This is a genomic window from Amycolatopsis sp. N2S4-7 (assembly GCF_058119595.1).
The window spans coordinates 6,201,874-6,216,413 of record NZ_CP172299.1 but is presented as its reverse complement, the minus strand read 5'-3'; the positions used below and the strand labels follow the sequence as shown (position 1 = coordinate 6,216,413).

Annotated in this window: 19 protein-coding genes; 10 read left to right on the top strand and 9 right to left on the bottom strand. The window is 71.2% G+C overall.

From position 1 onward, the window contains the following. Positions 1 to 37 precede the first annotated feature (37 nt). Complete coding sequence (locus ACH54P_RS29300; protein WP_489906563.1) at positions 38 to 676, bottom strand: pyridoxine/pyridoxamine 5'-phosphate oxidase; 639 nt, start codon at positions 674 to 676, stop codon at positions 38 to 40. Position 677: 1 nt separating this feature from the next. Further along, positions 678 to 1,367 carry a hypothetical protein gene (locus ACH54P_RS29295; RefSeq protein ID WP_489906562.1) on the bottom strand — a complete coding sequence of 230 codons (690 nt, stop codon included), beginning with the start codon at positions 1,365 to 1,367 and terminating at the stop codon, positions 678 to 680. Between the two features lie 105 nt (positions 1,368 to 1,472). Here ACH54P_RS29295 and ACH54P_RS29290 point away from each other — a divergent pair, with 105 nt between their 5' ends. Together ACH54P_RS29290 and ACH54P_RS29285 are read left to right on the top strand one after the other, a co-directional pair. Beyond that, positions 1,473 to 2,006, top strand: coding sequence for a DUF2020 domain-containing protein (locus ACH54P_RS29290; RefSeq protein ID WP_489906561.1), 534 nt, complete (start codon positions 1,473 to 1,475; stop codon positions 2,004 to 2,006). Between the two features lie 160 nt (positions 2,007 to 2,166). Beyond that, positions 2,167 to 2,619: a DUF6918 family protein gene (locus ACH54P_RS29285; RefSeq protein WP_489906560.1), complete on the top strand. Its 453-nt coding sequence runs from the start codon at positions 2,167 to 2,169 to the stop codon at positions 2,617 to 2,619. Between the two features lie 65 nt (positions 2,620 to 2,684). Here ACH54P_RS29285 and ACH54P_RS29280 read toward each other — a convergent pair whose 3' ends face one another. Then, positions 2,685 to 3,224, bottom strand: a complete 540-nt coding sequence (locus tag ACH54P_RS29280) for a hypothetical protein (RefSeq protein ID WP_489906559.1) — start codon at positions 3,222 to 3,224, stop codon at positions 2,685 to 2,687. A gap of 154 nt (positions 3,225 to 3,378) precedes the next feature. Between ACH54P_RS29280 and ACH54P_RS29275 the strand changes: the two genes are divergently transcribed. Both ACH54P_RS29275 and ACH54P_RS29270 read left to right on the top strand, forming a co-directional pair. Then, positions 3,379 to 3,903, top strand: coding sequence for a peptidylprolyl isomerase (locus tag ACH54P_RS29275; RefSeq protein WP_489906558.1), 525 nt, complete (start codon positions 3,379 to 3,381; stop codon positions 3,901 to 3,903). 94 nt (positions 3,904 to 3,997) lie between these two features. Then, positions 3,998 to 4,954: a rhomboid family intramembrane serine protease gene (locus ACH54P_RS29270; protein ID WP_489906557.1), complete on the top strand. Its 957-nt coding sequence runs from the start codon at positions 3,998 to 4,000 to the stop codon at positions 4,952 to 4,954. Here the strand turns inward: ACH54P_RS29270 and ACH54P_RS29265 are convergent. Both ACH54P_RS29265 and crgA read right to left on the bottom strand, forming a co-directional pair. Continuing rightward, positions 4,951 to 5,328, bottom strand: coding sequence for a PH domain-containing protein (locus tag ACH54P_RS29265; RefSeq protein WP_489906556.1), 378 nt, complete (start codon positions 5,326 to 5,328; stop codon positions 4,951 to 4,953). The genes ACH54P_RS29270 and ACH54P_RS29265 overlap by 4 nt on opposite strands. A 112-nt stretch (positions 5,329 to 5,440) precedes the next feature. Next, the gene (gene crgA, locus ACH54P_RS29260) at positions 5,441 to 5,707 is read right to left on the bottom strand and encodes a cell division protein CrgA (protein ID WP_043787021.1); all 267 of its coding nucleotides are present in this window, start codon (positions 5,705 to 5,707) and stop codon (positions 5,441 to 5,443) included. Positions 5,708 to 5,950: 243 nt separating this feature from the next. On the opposite strand from crgA, the gene ACH54P_RS29255 reads away from it, so the two are divergent. From ACH54P_RS29255 to ACH54P_RS29240, 4 genes are read left to right on the top strand one after another with little or no spacing between them, the layout of a single operon-like run. Then, positions 5,951 to 6,997 carry a class E sortase gene (locus tag ACH54P_RS29255; RefSeq protein WP_489906555.1) on the top strand — a complete coding sequence of 349 codons (1,047 nt, stop codon included), beginning with the start codon at positions 5,951 to 5,953 and terminating at the stop codon, positions 6,995 to 6,997. Then, a complete protein-coding gene (locus ACH54P_RS29250; RefSeq protein WP_489906554.1) occupies positions 6,997 to 7,152 on the top strand; it encodes a hypothetical protein in 156 nt (51 codons plus the stop codon). The genes ACH54P_RS29255 and ACH54P_RS29250 overlap by 1 nt, the downstream gene beginning before the upstream one ends. 53 nt (positions 7,153 to 7,205) lie before the next feature. Then, positions 7,206 to 7,700: a protein-tyrosine phosphatase family protein gene (locus ACH54P_RS29245; RefSeq protein ID WP_489906553.1), complete on the top strand. Its 495-nt coding sequence runs from the start codon at positions 7,206 to 7,208 to the stop codon at positions 7,698 to 7,700. After that, a complete protein-coding gene (locus tag ACH54P_RS29240; RefSeq protein WP_489906552.1) occupies positions 7,697 to 8,686 on the top strand; it encodes an LLM class flavin-dependent oxidoreductase in 990 nt (329 codons plus the stop codon). The genes ACH54P_RS29245 and ACH54P_RS29240 overlap by 4 nt, the downstream gene beginning before the upstream one ends. Here the strand turns inward: ACH54P_RS29240 and ACH54P_RS29235 are convergent. The 3 genes from ACH54P_RS29235 to ACH54P_RS29225 form a co-directional block, all read right to left on the bottom strand. Then, positions 8,655 to 9,047 (bottom strand): SCO5389 family protein, encoded by a 393-nt coding sequence (locus ACH54P_RS29235; protein WP_257922765.1) that lies wholly within the window; start codon positions 9,045 to 9,047, stop codon positions 8,655 to 8,657. The two genes, ACH54P_RS29240 and ACH54P_RS29235, sit on opposite strands and share 32 nt — an antisense overlap. Before the next feature lie 99 nt (positions 9,048 to 9,146). Then, positions 9,147 to 9,881 (bottom strand): ABC transporter permease, encoded by a 735-nt coding sequence (locus tag ACH54P_RS29230; protein ID WP_489906551.1) that lies wholly within the window; start codon positions 9,879 to 9,881, stop codon positions 9,147 to 9,149. Next, positions 9,878 to 10,591 (bottom strand): ABC transporter ATP-binding protein, encoded by a 714-nt coding sequence (locus ACH54P_RS29225; protein ID WP_489906550.1) that lies wholly within the window; start codon positions 10,589 to 10,591, stop codon positions 9,878 to 9,880. The genes ACH54P_RS29230 and ACH54P_RS29225 overlap by 4 nt, the downstream gene beginning before the upstream one ends. Positions 10,592 to 10,759: 168 nt before the next feature. Between ACH54P_RS29225 and ACH54P_RS29220 the strand changes: the two genes are divergently transcribed. Both ACH54P_RS29220 and ACH54P_RS29215 read left to right on the top strand, forming a co-directional pair. Continuing rightward, positions 10,760 to 12,580, top strand: coding sequence for a sensor histidine kinase (locus ACH54P_RS29220; RefSeq protein ID WP_489906549.1), 1,821 nt, complete (start codon positions 10,760 to 10,762; stop codon positions 12,578 to 12,580). After that, the gene (locus tag ACH54P_RS29215) at positions 12,520 to 13,176 is read left to right on the top strand and encodes a response regulator (protein ID WP_489906548.1); all 657 of its coding nucleotides are present in this window, start codon (positions 12,520 to 12,522) and stop codon (positions 13,174 to 13,176) included. The genes ACH54P_RS29220 and ACH54P_RS29215 overlap by 61 nt, the downstream gene beginning before the upstream one ends. On the opposite strand, the gene ACH54P_RS29210 is transcribed toward ACH54P_RS29215, so the two are convergent. Beyond that, positions 13,173 to 14,492 carry an FAD-dependent oxidoreductase gene (locus ACH54P_RS29210; RefSeq protein ID WP_489916688.1) on the bottom strand — a complete coding sequence of 440 codons (1,320 nt, stop codon included), beginning with the start codon at positions 14,490 to 14,492 and terminating at the stop codon, positions 13,173 to 13,175. The genes ACH54P_RS29215 and ACH54P_RS29210 overlap by 4 nt on opposite strands. Positions 14,493 to 14,540 lie beyond the last annotated feature (48 nt).

Here is a 14,540-nt window from a genome sequence, read left to right as displayed (position 1 = left end):
GTCCGCCGGAGATTTCGCTGGTCGGCCGCACCGCGGGTCACGGCCAGAGGCGCTCGCGGACCCAGCCGCCGTCGGTCTTCCGGTACCGCAGCCGCACGTGCCGCCGGTCGTGACTGGCCTGCCAGAACTCGACCTCGTCCGGGTCGACCAGGTACCGCGTCCAGGTTTCCGGGGCGGCGTCCGGGTTCTCCTCGACCCAGCGCTCCGCCTCGGCGGCCGCCGAGGCGAGGTCCGCCGGGTCGTGCAGCACCTGCGACTGGTGCCCGATGAACGCCTCGACGCGGGACGCCGGGGGCCGGGCGAGGAAGTCCGCCGCGGACACCTCGGGCGCCGCGGGGGAGACGGGGCCGCGCAGCCGGACCTGGCGGCCGCGGCCGGGCCAGAAGAACGTCATCGCGGCACGCGGGTCCTTGCGCAGCTGCAGGCCTTTGGGGCTTTCCGAACTGGTGGCGACCGCCCAGCCGGCGGGGCCGACGTCCTTGAGGATCACCACGCGCGCGTCGGGCGCGCCATCGGCGTCCACTGTGGACAGTGTGACGGCGTGCGGCGCCAGCACGTGTTCGCCGGCTTCGGTCAGCCACTCCACGAAGAGCGACTGCGGGGCCGGCGGCGCCGTTTCCGGCGTGAACACGGGAAGTTCTTCGGGGAACGAGGGCCAGCCGCGCAACGCCACCATGTCAGTAACCGTACGGCCCCTGCTGCGGCGGGTGTCCCGGCGGTGGGTAGACCGGCGGCTGCGGACCGGCCGGGCCGGCGTACGGCGGGGGCGGCACCGGCGGCGCGGCCATCGGCGGCTGCTGCTGCCAGCCCGGCGGCGGCTGCGGGGCCGGCTGCGGCGGGAGCGGGGGTTGCTGCGCCTGCTGCCACTGCACCTGCTGGTACGCCTCGGCGGGCTGCGGGAAGCAGAACGTCAGCTTGGCCCGGATCGCGCCGTGCATCGCGGCGCCCCAGACCTTCCCGCCGGTGAACGCGTACGTCTGCCCGGCGGTGAGGTCCACCGCGACCATCCGCGTCTCGCCGCCGAACTGGTTGCTCGTCTTCGCCGACGCGGCCTGCGCGGCGTCCGGGTAAACCCGCGGGCCGACGAGCCCGGCGATCACCACGGATCCCGCGGTCCAGCCCATGGTGCCGATCATGTTCGCCCGGGCGTGCTGCGTGGCGCGGGCGGTGAAGTCGTACAACGCGGCGGCGCTGATCTCGGGGACGGGCGCGGCGACGACGCAGTAGTTCATCGTCGTCAGCATCACCGACTCGGTGAACAGCCCGACGACGGCCGTCGCGGGACCGATCTGCACGGAGTTCAGCCGGCCGCCGGAGCGCTGGACGCGTTCGGCCACCACGCCGAGGTACTGCTCGGGGGTGAGCACGCCGGGACCTCCCTCGTCGAGACAACGCCATCGTCGCACGCCGGGCGGTCCCGCCGACGTCAGCCAGCAGTTTTCACACATGCTTCATGGTTGACTGTGCGCGCTATGCGACGACTCGTACTTCTCGCGCCCGCCGTGGCGCTGCTGGCCGGCTGCGGCCCCAGCATCGTGTCCGGCACCGCGGCCCCCAGCCCGCCGTCCGCGTCGACCGGGGCGGCCGCCGGCGCCGAGCTGCCGCCGGACCCCCAGCCGGGGGCGACCGAAGACTGCCCGTACCTCGGCAGCGAATTCGTGGCGGAGTCGAACGGCCAGCACGTCTCCAAGGTGCGCGTGTCCACCGACCAGCCACACCCGGCGTGCTTCTTCTACCGCCCCGACGGGAAGATCCAGCTCACCGTGCGGGTGTACGTCGGGGACGCGAAGACGGCGACGGCGCTCGTCAACAAGGCCGCGCCGATCGACTCGTCCAACCCGGCGAGCGACCCGTCCGGCTGGAAGGGCGGCTACCAGTCGACCGACGACGGCGCCGTTTACGCGGTCTCGAAGGGGGCATCAGCAGTCGTGGTGACCACCAACCAGAAGCAGAGCGTAAAGGCACGCACAGTGGCGAAGAAGGCTATCGCTGCCCTGAAGCTCTAGGTAGCGGGCTCCACACGGGTGAGTGATGTTGATCTTGTATTACCCTGTGCGGCACGCGCAAGTCCACCCCCTCGGGATTCGCGCACCGCAGCAGACCGGGAGCCGCCGCGCGGTTGTCCCGGGGCGGGGCACTTACTGCAACGACAAAAGGACAAGATTCGTGGCTGACACCCTCAAGGAAATCCTGCTCGACTCCAGCCGGCGCCCGGCTGTCGTGAGCGACCTGGAAGGCCTCGTGGACGCGGAGGTCTCCGACAAGGGCGGCGTTTCCGGTGCCGTCGTGAAGACCGGCTTCGCGGCCGTCAAGAAGATCAAGCCGGGCATCATCCCCTCGGCCGTCGACACCCTGCTCGACGACTTCGCCAACGCCCTCGAGCCGTTCTACGGCGACTACCGGGCCAAGGGCGGCAACGACTTCGGCGCGTACCTGACCAGCCGCTCGGACGAGGCATCCGACGCGCTGCTCACCGTCACCGACTCCCGCGCGGAGAAGAGCAGCCGCGACAGCATCAAGAAGGTCTACTCGAAGCTGCGCCCGAACGGCAAGAAGAACGTCGAGGAGGCGCTGCCCCGTCTCGGCGCGCTGATCGACAAGCACGCCGCCGCGGTCTGATCAATCCTCAGGCACGACTGAAGAGGCCCCCGGGTGCACCCCCCGGGGGCCTCTTCGCGTCGGCTTCAGTTCTTCTTTTCGGCGGGCGCCGGGGACGGCGCCTTGCCGTTCGCCGTCGGACCCGGCTTCGTCGCTTCGGCCGGCTTCGGCGGCGCGGGCGGGGTGGCCTTCGGCGGCGCGGGGGCGACCGGGGGCTCCTGCTTCGAGCGGAGCACGTAGGCGGCGCCGGCGCCGACCACGAGCAGACCGACCAGCCACGGCCAGCGGCGACGGCTGCGCGTGCCCTTGGCCGCGGACTTCGCCTCGACGACAGCGGCGTAGAAGTCCTTCTTCGCCGCCTTGAAGTCCTTCTTGCCGCGGCGCTTCGACTCGCCGGCCGCCTTCGCGGCCTTGATGGCGGCCTTCTTCGCCTTGCGGCCTGGCTTGCGCAGCTCGGAGAGCCGCGCGAGGGCCTCCTTGCGAGCGGCCTTCGAGCTCTTCTTGAGCTCCTTGCGGGTCAGTTCCGTCTTCTTCGCCAGCTGCTTCTGCACGCGGCGGCCGGACTTGGCCCCCTCGGAGACGAGCTTGTCGGCGGCCTCGACGGCCTGGGCTGTCGCCCGGGACATGGCCTTCACCTCATCAATCGTTTTGGCACTGCTCTGTTGCCCGTAACCTATCGTGCCCTTTTTCGAGCTGCTTCGCTCCGTCTTCCTGCGTGAGTACCCGGTTACTCACCCCCCAAAGCCCCCGGACCCCCCGATAAGGGGAACAAGTGGCACCATGAAGCGCGTGAAAGCGACGCTGCACACCAACCAGGGTGACATCCACCTGAACCTGTTCCCCGACCACGCGCCGAAGACGGTCGCGAACTTCGTCGGGCTCGCGGAGGGCACCAAGGAGTACACCCAGCCGAACGCGGCGGGCACCAACTCCGGCCCCTTCTACGACGGTTCGATCTTCCACCGGGTCATCGACGGCTTCATGCTGCAGGGCGGCGACCCGACCGGCACCGGCCGCGGCGGCCCCGGCTACAAGTTCGGCGACGAGTTCCACCCGGAGCTGCAGTTCAGCAAGCCGTACCTGCTGGCCATGGCCAACGCCGGGCCCGGCACCAACGGCTCGCAGTTCTTCATCACCGTCGCGCCGACCACGCACCTGAACTTCCGCCACACGATCTTCGGTGAGGTGGCCGACCAGGAGTCGCGCACGGTCGTCGACACGATCGCCCGCACGTCGACCGGCCCGGCGGACCGTCCGCTGACCGACATCGTGATCGAGAAGGTCACGATCGACCACGAGGGCTGAGGCTGGGAGGCCCCCGCTTCGGGGGTCCGGGGGACCTCGTCCCCCGGCGGGGCCTGGGGCTCGGCCCCAGAGATTTCGGTAGGTTGGTTCCATCGTGAACCAACCGCCGAATCCCGCCGCCGAACCGCAAGCCGCGCTGCCCGGGTGCTGGTGGCACCCGAACCGCCCGACCGGGCTGAGCTGTTCCCGGTGCGGGCGTCCGGCGTGCCCGGACTGCCTCCGCGAAGCGCCCGTCGGCTTCCAGTGCACCGACTGCGTGCACGCCGGTGGCCAGCAGCAGCGCCGTCAGCACCGCGACTACCAGGAAGCCGGGTTCGGCGTCCGCACGATCGCCGGCGCCCGGCCGTCGCGGTCCGTCCTGGCGACCCAGGCCATCCTGGCGGTCAACGTCGTCGTCTTCGTCGTCACGGCGATGCAGGCCAGGAGCCTGAGCGACAACCAGGTGTCCGACGTCTTCCAGCTCGGCGTGCTGTGGGGCCAGGCGACGTTCGGCGCCGACGAGTGGTGGCGCCTGTTCACCTCGGGCTTCCTGCACTACGGGCCGATCCACATCGCGGTCAACATGTTCTCGCTGTGGATGATGGGCCGCGCGCTCGAGCCGGTCTTCGGGAAGATCCGCTACCTCGCGCTCTACTTCGTCTCGATGCTCGGCGCGTCCACTGCCGTGCTGCTCTTCGACAGCCTCGACGGCGGCACCGCCGGCGCGTCCGGCGCGCTGTTCGGCCTGATGGGCGCCTACGCGGTCATCGTGCTGAAGCTGCGCCTGAACCCCACCGGGCTGATCATCACGCTCGCGCTGAACGCGTTCATCACCTTCGGCGTCGCGAACATCTCGATCCTCGGCCACGTCGGCGGCCTGGTGACCGGCGCGCTGGTCACCGTGGCGCTGCTGTACGCGCCGAGCGCGCGCCAGGCGACCTGGCAGGCGGTCGGGGTCGCGGTGCTCGTCGTCGCGATGATCGGCCTGCTGATCTACAAGGACACCGAGGTGGCGGCCCAGACGTGCCACTTCGTCCAGTACCGCGGCCAGGAGCTCTACAGCTGCGGCTAGCTCCGCGCGCGCAGCGTGCTGAGGACGTCCAGGACGTCGCGCGGGTCCTCGCCGAGGTCGAGCCACCCGAAGATGTACAGCTGGTCGTCGTGCTCGACTTCGAGCGTGACGCCGTCGCGGCCCAGCCGCCGGGTCGTGCGCAGCCGGGTCCGGGTCTGCGCCCACGGCAGCCGGTGCGTGCCGCTCAGCGTGCGGGCCAGGAGGCCCTCGGCGTCGGCGGCGAGCCGCGGCCGGACGAGCGTCGCGTGGGCGGCGAACAGCCCGACGGCCACCGCCGCGAGCGCGAACAGCACCAGTCCGCCGCGGTCGCCGACGAGAGCGTCGGCCACCACGCCGACCAGGAGCAACGCGGTGACGGCCCAGGCCGATACCACAACGGCCTGCCGCGGCGCCCAAGAGGTGGGGTAGTTATCCACAGGGGTTATCCACACTGGGGATGAGTCACACCGGTGTAATTCGGCGTCAAGCCGCCATTCGGAGTAATAATCAGCGCCAGCGCATAGTCATGAGCAACCCGGCGATCATCAGCGCGAACCCGCCGGCGAAGTTCCAGTTGCCCAGGTCGGCCATCCAGGAGATCTTGTCGCCGGCGATGTAGTTCACCAGCAGCCAGACCAGGCCCAGGAGCATCAACCCGAACATCGGGATCTTCCAGGCGAGGCCGGTGGGACCGGCGGCCCGCACCTTCACCGGCGTACGCCGGTCGGCAGGCGGGGTGTAAGCGGTCTTCTTGCGGACCTTGGACTTGGGCATCGTGTGTTCCTCGCGGTGCTGTTCGGGCTCGTCTGGTGGCGATGTCCCGCTGAGGGTGCGCAACCAGCGCCACGTGCACACGTTAACGTAAATGACCGCAGGAAAGCAGCGGCCGGGAGTGGTCGGATTTCCCGTACCGTGACGTCGGGGTCACCAAGTGTTCGACGCGGCTTGAGAGGAGCTTGCGTGGCTACGCGCGAAGGACCGGATGACGACCGGCGCAGAAACCCCGGGCAGCGGCCAGTGCCCCCGCGCCGCACCCCGGCCACGCCCCCGCGCGGACAGGGCCAGGTGCCGCCCCGCCGCCGTCTGCCCGACCAGCCCGTGCGCGGGCCCCGTGACCAGGCACCCCGCCGTCCGCAGGGCCCGCCGCCGCGCCGCTACACCAGCCCGGCCCCGCCGCCCGGCGCCAACGAGGAGACCATCGTCTTCGCCCCGGTCGGCAAGGGCGGCACCGCGACCAAGGAGAAGCCCGCTCCGGCGCCCCTGGGCAAGGGTGGCGTCGCGATCCGGACCGCCGGCGAAATCCTCATCACGCTCGGCCTGGTCGTGCTGCTGTTCATGGTCTACGAGCTCTACGTGACCGACCTGTTCTCGGCGGGCAAGCAGTCCGAGGCGAGCGACCAGCTCGACGGCGAGTGGGCGCACGACCGCACGCTGCACCCCGAGCTGATCGACGGCAAGGCGTTCGCCCGCATCCACATCCCCAGCTTCGGCGTCGACTACAACTTCACGATCCAGGAGGGCACCGACGAGACCGCCCTCGAAGTCGGCCCCGGTCACTACAAGGGCACGGCGCTGCCCGGCGAGCCCGGCAACTTCGCCGTCGCCGGCCACCGCGTCGGCAAGGGTGCCCCGTTCAACGACCTGGACAACCTCTCCTCCTGTGACCAGATCGTGATCGAGACCTCGACCGACTTCTACATCTACAAGGTCCTGCCGTACGACGACGAGGTCGAGAACTGGGCCGGCGGCAAGGGCGCGGACCCGCAGTGCAAGGGCGTCTCGACCCTCCGCGACGCGAACGCCGAGGACGGCGGCGCGTACAGCGAGACGTTCGGCCGCAAGGTCGTCCTGCCCAGCCAGGGCACCGCGGTGAACCCGGTCCCGTACAAGGACGCCGAGGTGCTGCCGAAGGCCCAGCAGGCCGCGCTGCTCACGCTCACCACCTGCCACCCGCAGTTCTCCGCCCGCGAGCGGCTCATCATCACGTCGGTGCTGACCCAGCAGGTGCCGAAGAACCAGGTCAAGGACTACGGCGACCTGCTTTCGAAGATCGGGGAGTCCTGATGTACGCCTGGCTCTGGCGGAAGTTCCCCGGCCCGTTCGCGGTCAAGCTGATGATCGCCGTGGTGCTCGCGCTCGGCGTGGTCGCGCTGCTGATGTTCGTGGTGTTCCCGTGGCTGGAGCCGCGCCTGTGGTTCAACGAGGTCGCGGTCAACTGAGCCGGAACCCGCCGGGCGTGCGGTCCGTTGCCCTTCTCGGGAGAGGGGCCGCCGTGAAGACACGCCAGAAGGACCGGGACAACCCGCCGCCGGAGTCGCCCTGGAACGAGATCCGGCCGGGTCTGTGGATGGGCGGCCACGTCCGCGCGGGCGAGGAACCGGTCGTCGTCGGGCGCGAGTTCGACCTCGTGCTGAGCCTGTACCAGCGCGACGGGCACGGTCCGCCGCCCGGCGTCGAGCACCACTTCGCCGAGATGCCGGACGGGCCGTTGAGCGAGGCGCAGATCGGCGAGGTCGAGCGCTTCGCGGTGCTCGCCGCCGAGGCGGTGCGCGCGGGCCGCAAGACGCTCGTCCGCTGCCACGCCGGGCTCAACCGGTCGGGTCTGGTCGTGGTCCAGGCGCTGGTCGAGCTCGGGCTGGGCGTGCCGGAGGCGATCGCCCTCGTCCGGCAGCGGCGGTCGCCGTGGGCGCTGCACAACCGGCTGTTCGTGCAGTACCTGGAGAGCGGGCTGCCGACCGCGCGGCTGCTCGTCGGGCTGGGATCTTGAGGTTCGGGCTCTTCCTGGTCAGCGGACGCTTCCCCGGCCAGGGGGACGGTGAGGTCCTCCGCCGGTCGGTGCGCGCCGCCGAGCTGGCCGAAGAGGCCGGCTTCGACGACGTCTGGTTCGCCGAGCACCACTTCCTGCCCTACGGTGTGTGCCCGTCGGCGATCACACTGGCCGGGCACGTGCTCGGGCGGACGTCGCGGATCGGCGTCGGGACCGCGGTGAGCGTCCTGTCGACGACGCACCCGGTGGCGCTGGCCGAGCAGTGGGCGATGCTCGACGCCGTCTCCGGCGGGCGGCTGCGGCTCGGTGTCGGGCGCGGCGGGCCGTGGCAGGACCTCGAGGTCTTCGGCACCGGGCTGGACCGCTACGAGACCGGCTTCGAAGAGACCCTCGACGTCTTTCTCGAGGCAACCACCGGCCGGGCACGAGCCAACGGACGGCACTTCGCGTTCCGGGAGGTGCCCGTGGTGCCCGCGCCGGAACGGCGGCCGGACGTCGTCGTCGCGTGTGGTGGGCCGGAGTCGGCCGCCGTGCGCCAAGCCGCCGATCGGGGCCTGCCGCTGCTGCTCGGCCTGCACGCCGACGACGACGAGAAGGCCGCCACCGTCGCCGCCTACGGGAAGCCCGCGGACCACGTCTCGACCGTGCTCTGCCAGGTGGGCGACACCGACGTCGTCCGGAGCGCCCTGCCCGGGTGGCTGAAGGACGGGCTCGGCGCGCACGTCACCGTCGACGGGCGGCCGGGGCCGTCGCGCGATCCGGGGGAGTACACCGAACGGCTCTGCGCGATCCACCCGGTCGGCGACGCGGAGCACTGCGTCCGGACCCTGGAAACGAGCCTCCGGCGCACCGGCGTCTCCCACGTGCTGATGCTCGTGGAAGCGTCGGGTACGCCGGAGGGCACGTACGCGAACATCGCGCGGATCGGCACCGAGGTGCTGCCCGCGCTGCGGGCTAGCAGTCCCGCAGCTCCGGGCTCTGGTTGAGCAGCTGGCCGCGCGGCGAGACGAACGCGCGGTAGCGGTCACCGTCCAGCTCGGAGTTCTTGAACACCGCGACCCGGTGGCAGTTCTGGAAGGCCAGCTTGACGCCGAAGTGCCGCTCGAGGCCACCCCGGATCGCGTCGGAGGCCAGTGCCCGCAGCAGCTGCCCGCGGGCGGCCTCGCTCGGTGGCGGCGTCTCGTTGTCGGCGAAGCCGTCCGCCGCACCCTCGGCGTCGGCGATCACGCCCGTGATGACCTCCCAGGCGTAGGGCAGGGATTCCTTGACGCAGGTGACGAACTCGGCGTCGGTGACCTCCCCGCGCTCGGCCTTCTCCAGCAGCGCGGGTGACACGTCCAGGGACATCGAACCTCCAGTTTGAGCAGGGCCACCTCCCTGGCTACCTGCCCGGTGGTCTCGCCACAAGAGAAAACGATGATCATCACCACTTTGGCGGAAGGGTGGTCACTCCCAGCGGAAGAGCCGCGCCGCCAACGCCGTTCCGCAGACCGCGAAGGCGGCGAGCACGACGAGCTGCAGCGGCTGCACGCCGGTGCCGACCCAGGCGTCCTGCAGCGGCTGCGTGCCCGGCGGGAGGTAGTCGCCGATCCGGCGGAGGACCTCGGGCAGCAGCGGCCGAGGCAGGTACACGCCGCCGAAGAACATCGTCGGGATGAACGCGATCAGCGCGAACCCGCCCGCCGCCTTGGCCGTCCGGGCGACCGCGGCCGCCAGCAGGCCGAACGAAAACATCGAGACCGTGCCGAGCAGCAGCGTCACCAGGAACAGCAGCGGGTGCTTCGGCATCGGGACGTCGTAGGCCGCGTTGGCCGCCGCGAGCACCAGGCCGATGCCCGCCAGCGCGACCACGACGTGGATCAGCAGCTGCGCGCCCAGCAGGTTGACGGGGTGCACCGGCGTCGTGGCCAGCCGGCGCAGCACGCCCTGCTCGCGGTAGGTCGCGACGGCGCCGGGGATTGACTGCAGGGCCAGCATCGCGAGGCTGACGACGACCAGCGACGGCACCCACGCGTCGATGAAGCGGTACCCGCCGGCGGCCGGGCTGGGCTCCGTCATGCCCGGGATGGCGCCGACGGCCAGCAGCACGGCGGTCGGCAGCAGGAGCCCCGCGATCGCCATGAACGGCGAGCGGAGGAAGAGCCGGGTCTCGGTGGCGGTGAGCTTGGCGAAGGTGTTCACAGCGTGCTCCTCGTGAGCGAGACGAACGCGTCGTCCAAAGTGGAGGCTCCGGCCGCGGCGCGGAGCTCGGTCGGGGTGCCCGTGGCGACGACGCGCCCGGCGTCGAAGATCGCGACGCGGTCGCAGAGCCGCTCGGCCTCGTCCATGAAGTGGGTGACCAGCAGGACCGTGACGCCGGTGGCGCGGACGCCTTCGACCAGCCGCCACGTCTCGCGGCGGGCGTGCGGGTCGAGCCCGGTGGTCAGCTCGTCGAGGATCGCCAGCTCGGGGCGGCCCACCAGGGCCAGCGCGATCGACACGCGCTGCTTCTGGCCGCCGGACAGCCTCCCGAAGAAGCTGCGGGCGTGGTCGCGGAGGTCGAGCTGGTCCAGCAGGACGTCGACGTCGGCCGGGTCCGGGTAGAACGAGGCGAACAGCTCCAGCGCCTCGCGCACCCGCAGCTTCGGCGGCAACTGGCTTTCCTGCAGCTGCACGCCGACGCGGCGGGCCAGCGCAGCGCGGTCCGTCGCCGGGTCGAGGCCGAGCACGGAGATCTCCCCGCCGTCGGCCCGGCGCAGGCCCTGGAGGCATTCGACGGTGGTGGTCTTCCCGGCGCCGTTCGTGCCGAGGATGCCGAAGATTTCGCCGCGCTCGACGGTGAACGAAACGCCGTCGACCGCGACCCGGGTGCCGTAGCGCTTGCGGAGATCGGTGACTTCGATGAGGGGCATGGCTACGACGCTACGAAGGTTCGCGGCCGCCGGTAATGACGCTGAATCCCCAGCTCAAGTAGGGTTTTGCTGACGCGGGGGTGGGCCTGGCCCCACCCCGGCCGGGGAGCTTCGGCCAGTGCGCGGACGCGGGTGGTCCGGCGAAGATCCGGGGGAAGGAGGTGCCGGATGACGTACCTGCGTGCGCTCGGGCGGGCCTGCGCGCTGGCCGCGTTCGCGTTCGTCAGCTGGGTCGACGTGCTGGTCGAGCTGATCGCGTTCGCGCTGCTGTGCGTCGGCCTGGTGTTCTTCCTCGACCCCGCGGTCGAATGGACGCGCGGCCGATCGAGGGTGGCGCGGACGCTGGCCGCGCGCTGGTGCGGCATCGAGATCGCCTCGCCGTACCGGCCCGAGCCGCCGGAACCGGTCCGCGAACGCGACGGCTGGTACCGCGACGGCAACCAGCTCTACAAGCGCGCGTTCTGGATCCGCTGGCAGCACCGGCTCACGTGGGCGCTGGAAGACCCGGCGGCGGGCCGCGAGTTCACCTGGCAGCTGGTGAACCCGCCGGTCACGCTGCTGCTGCCGGTCGCCGTCCTGCTCGGCGGCCCGGTGGTGCTGCGCGGCTACGGCCGGTGGACCCGCTGGTGGATCGGCCCCCGGCCGCCCGCCGAGCCGCGCAAGAGTTGGCTCCACCGGCACCTCGAAGCGCTGGGCCACCAGGGCGGCATCTTCGCGCTTTCCCTGGTGCAGCTGATCTTTTCGGTACCGCAGCTGGTCCTCATGGTCGGCTTCCCGCCGTTGGCCGTGCCGGTCGTCCTGTGGACCCGGTCGGTCACGGACACGCTGCGCCGGGAGGCCGGGAACTGGACCGGGGTGCGGATCGCCCGGCCGTACCTGCCGCCACCGGGCTTGCCGGTGCCCCGCCCCGATGGGCTCTACCAGGTCGGCAAGCAGCTGCACGAGGAGCCGTTCTGGCCGGTCCAGCACGCCCGCACGCGGTGGGTCCTGCGCGACCGCGCCACCTGGCGCGACCTCGCCGGCGCCGTGCTCGGCACGCTGGTTTCGTTCGTCCTGCTCCTGCCGACGGTCGTGCTGGTCACCCGGGGACTCATCGGCCTCGGGGCCCTCTGGGTGTGGCGGCCGTTCGTGTCGTCGCCGGTCGGCTGGTTCCCGCTGCCGGAGGTGTCGACGCACCTCGGCGCGCTCGCGCAGACCCCGGTCATGCTGGCGATGGTCGTCGCCGGCCTGTGGCCGGCACCCTGGCTCGCGCGGCAGCAGGCGCGGTTCGCGCGCGGCTGGCTGGGCCCGACGGAGGCGACCCGGCTCGCCGCGCGCGTCGAACGGCTGAAGCAGACCCGCAGCGACGTCACGGTGACGCAGGCGGCGGAGCTGCGGCGGATCGAACGCGACCTGCACGACGGGATCCAGTCGCGGCTGGTCGCGATGGGGATGAAGCTCGGCGCGGTCGAGGCGCTGGTCGACACCGACCCGGCGGCGGCGAAGCGGCTCGCGGCCGAGCTGCGCGCGGCGTCGTCGGAGGCGCTCACCGAACTGCGCGTGCTGATCCGCGGCATCCACCCGCCGGTGCTGTCCGAACGCGGGTTGCTCGACGCCGTGCGCGCGCTCGCTTTGGACAGCCCGCTGAAGACGGAGGTCACCGGCTCGCTGCCGGGCCGGGTCGAGGAGCCGGTCGAGGCGTGCACGTACTTCGCGGTGTCGGAACTGCTGGGCAACGCGGCGAAACACGGCTCGAAGCGCGCGTCGATCGAGGTCGGGTTCGCCGACGACCTGCTGACCGTGGTGGTGACCGACGACGGCCCGGGCGGCGCGAACCCGGCCCGTGGTTCCGGGCTCCGGGGAATCGAGCGCCGGTTGGGCGGCTTCGACGGTAGGTTGACGCTGACCAGCCCGCTCGGCGGCCCGACGAAGGCGACCCTGGAGATCCCGTGTCAGATCGACCCAGAACCGTCGTCGCCGAGGACCAGTACCTCCTCCGAGACGGCTTGACGCACCTGTTGGCAGCACACGGCTTCGACGTCGTCGCGGCGGTCGGCAGTGGCCCGGAACTGGCGGCGGCGTTGCGCTCCCACCGCCCCGAAGTGTCTATTGTGGACGTCCGCATGCCCCCGACGAACACGGACGAAGGGCTGCAGGTCGCGCTGGCGGCCCGGCGCGAAATCCCGGGCTTGCCGATCTTGGTGCTGTCCCAGCACGTCGAGCAGCTGTACGCGCGCGAGCTGCTGGCCGACGGCACCGGCGCGATCGGTTACCTGCTGAAGGACCGGGTCTTCAACGCGGACCAGTTCATCGACGCGGTCCGCCGGGTCGCGGCCGGCGGCACGGTGATGGACCCCGAGGTGATCGCCAAACTGCTGGCGGGCAACGCTTCCGACCCCCTCGCCGCCCTGACCCCGCGCGAACGCGAGGTCCTCGGCCTGATGGCGGAAGGCTGTTCCAACGCGGCGATCGCATCGAGGCTGCACTTCAGCGAGGGCGCGGTCGGCAAGCACACGGCGAACATCTTCGCGAAGCTCGGGATCTCGGCTTCGGACGACACGAACCGCCGCGTGCTCGCCGTACTGGCGTACCTCGGTGCCGCTTAGCCGTGCGAAACCCGGGTCATCTCTTCGCGCTCCACGACCTTGATCCGCTCGCGGCCCGCGGCCAGGCCCAGCGCCTTCTCGTGCGCGTCGAGCTTGCCCCAGCCTTCCCAGGTCGTGAACGGGATGCCCCGCGCCGCCAAGAAGTCCAGGATCGCGTCCGGGGAGCCGTACTTGGGGGCCGTCAGCGTGTCGGTGTCCGCCAGCAGGCTCGCGATCGTCTCCGCCGCGTCGCCCTTCGTGTGGCCGATGAGGCCGATCGGGCCACGCTTGATCCAGCCCGTCACGTACACGCCAGGGACCTGGTTCTCGTCCAGGTCCAGCACGCGGCCGGCCTGGTTGGGGACCACGCCCGCCCCGTGGTCGAACGGCAGCTCCGGCAGGTGCGACGACAGGTAACCCACCGCGCGGTACACCGCCTGGACGTCCCAGTCGTGGAACTCGCCGGTCCCGCGCACGGTGCCGTCGCCGGTCAGCTCGGTGCGTTCCGTGCGCAGGCCCGTCACGCGGCCGTCCTCGCCGAGGACCTCGGAAGGCGAGTGGAAGAAGTGCAGGTGCAGCCGGCGCGGCCGCGACCCCGGCTCGCGGATCGCCCACTCCTGCAGGGTCTTCACGACCATGTCGATCTGCTTCGACGCCCGCAGCGCCGCGATGCTGCCGTCGTCGAACTCGATGTCCTCCGGGGACACGATGACCTCGACGTTCGGCGAGTGGTCCAGCTCCCGCAGCTCCAGCGGCGTGAACTTCGCCTGCGCCGGCCCGCGGCGGCCGAACACGTGGACGTCCGTCACCGGGCTGGTCTTCAGTCCCTGGTAGACGTTGTCCGGGATGTCGGTGGTCAGCAGCTCGTCGGCCGTCTTCGCGAGGATGCGCGCGACGTCCAGCGCCACGTTCCCGACGCCGAGGACCGCGACCGAGGTGGCGTCGAGGGGCCAGTCGCGCGGCACGTCCGGGTGGCCGTCGTACCAGGACACGAAGTCGGCGGCGCCGTGGCTGCCGTCCAGGTCGATGCCCGGGATGTCGAGCGCGCGGTCGGCGGACGCGCCGGTCGAGAAGATCACCGCGTCGTAGAACTCACGCAGCTCGTCGAGCTTGATGTCGGTGCCGTAGTCGATGTTGCCCAGCAGCCGGATGTTCGGCTTGTCCAGCACCTTGTGGAGCGCCGTCACGATGCCCTTGATGCGCGGGTGGTCGGGCGCGACGCCGTACCGGATCAGGCCGAACGGCGCCGGCATCCGTTCGAACAGGTCGATCGTCACATCGGCGTCGGACTTGTCCAGGATGTCGGCGGCGTAGATGCCGGCCGGACCGGCACCCACCACGGCTACACGAAGAGATCGGCTCACTCGCTCCACGGTAAGTTAGGA

Excerpts from the sequence above, each read along its gene's own strand:
- ACH54P_RS29300 (WP_489906563.1), bottom strand. The coding sequence starts at position 676 with ATGGTGGCGTTGCGCGGCTGGCCCTCGTTCCCCGAAGAACTTCCCGTG.
- ACH54P_RS29290 (WP_489906561.1), top strand. The coding sequence starts at position 1,473 with ATGCGACGACTCGTACTTCTCGCGCCCGCCGTGGCGCTGCTGGCCGGC.
- ACH54P_RS29280 (WP_489906559.1), bottom strand. The coding sequence starts at position 3,224 with ATGTCCCGGGCGACAGCCCAGGCCGTCGAGGCCGCCGACAAGCTCGTC.
- ACH54P_RS29275 (WP_489906558.1), top strand. The coding sequence starts at position 3,379 with ATGAAGCGCGTGAAAGCGACGCTGCACACCAACCAGGGTGACATCCAC.
- crgA (WP_043787021.1), bottom strand. The coding sequence starts at position 5,707 with ATGCCCAAGTCCAAGGTCCGCAAGAAGACCGCTTACACCCCGCCTGCC.
- ACH54P_RS29250 (WP_489906554.1), top strand. The coding sequence starts at position 6,997 with ATGTACGCCTGGCTCTGGCGGAAGTTCCCCGGCCCGTTCGCGGTCAAG.
- ACH54P_RS29235 (WP_257922765.1), bottom strand. The coding sequence starts at position 9,047 with ATGTCCCTGGACGTGTCACCCGCGCTGCTGGAGAAGGCCGAGCGCGGG.
- ACH54P_RS29225 (WP_489906550.1), bottom strand. The coding sequence starts at position 10,591 with ATGCCCCTCATCGAAGTCACCGATCTCCGCAAGCGCTACGGCACCCGG.
- ACH54P_RS29220 (WP_489906549.1), top strand. The coding sequence starts at position 10,760 with ATGACGTACCTGCGTGCGCTCGGGCGGGCCTGCGCGCTGGCCGCGTTC.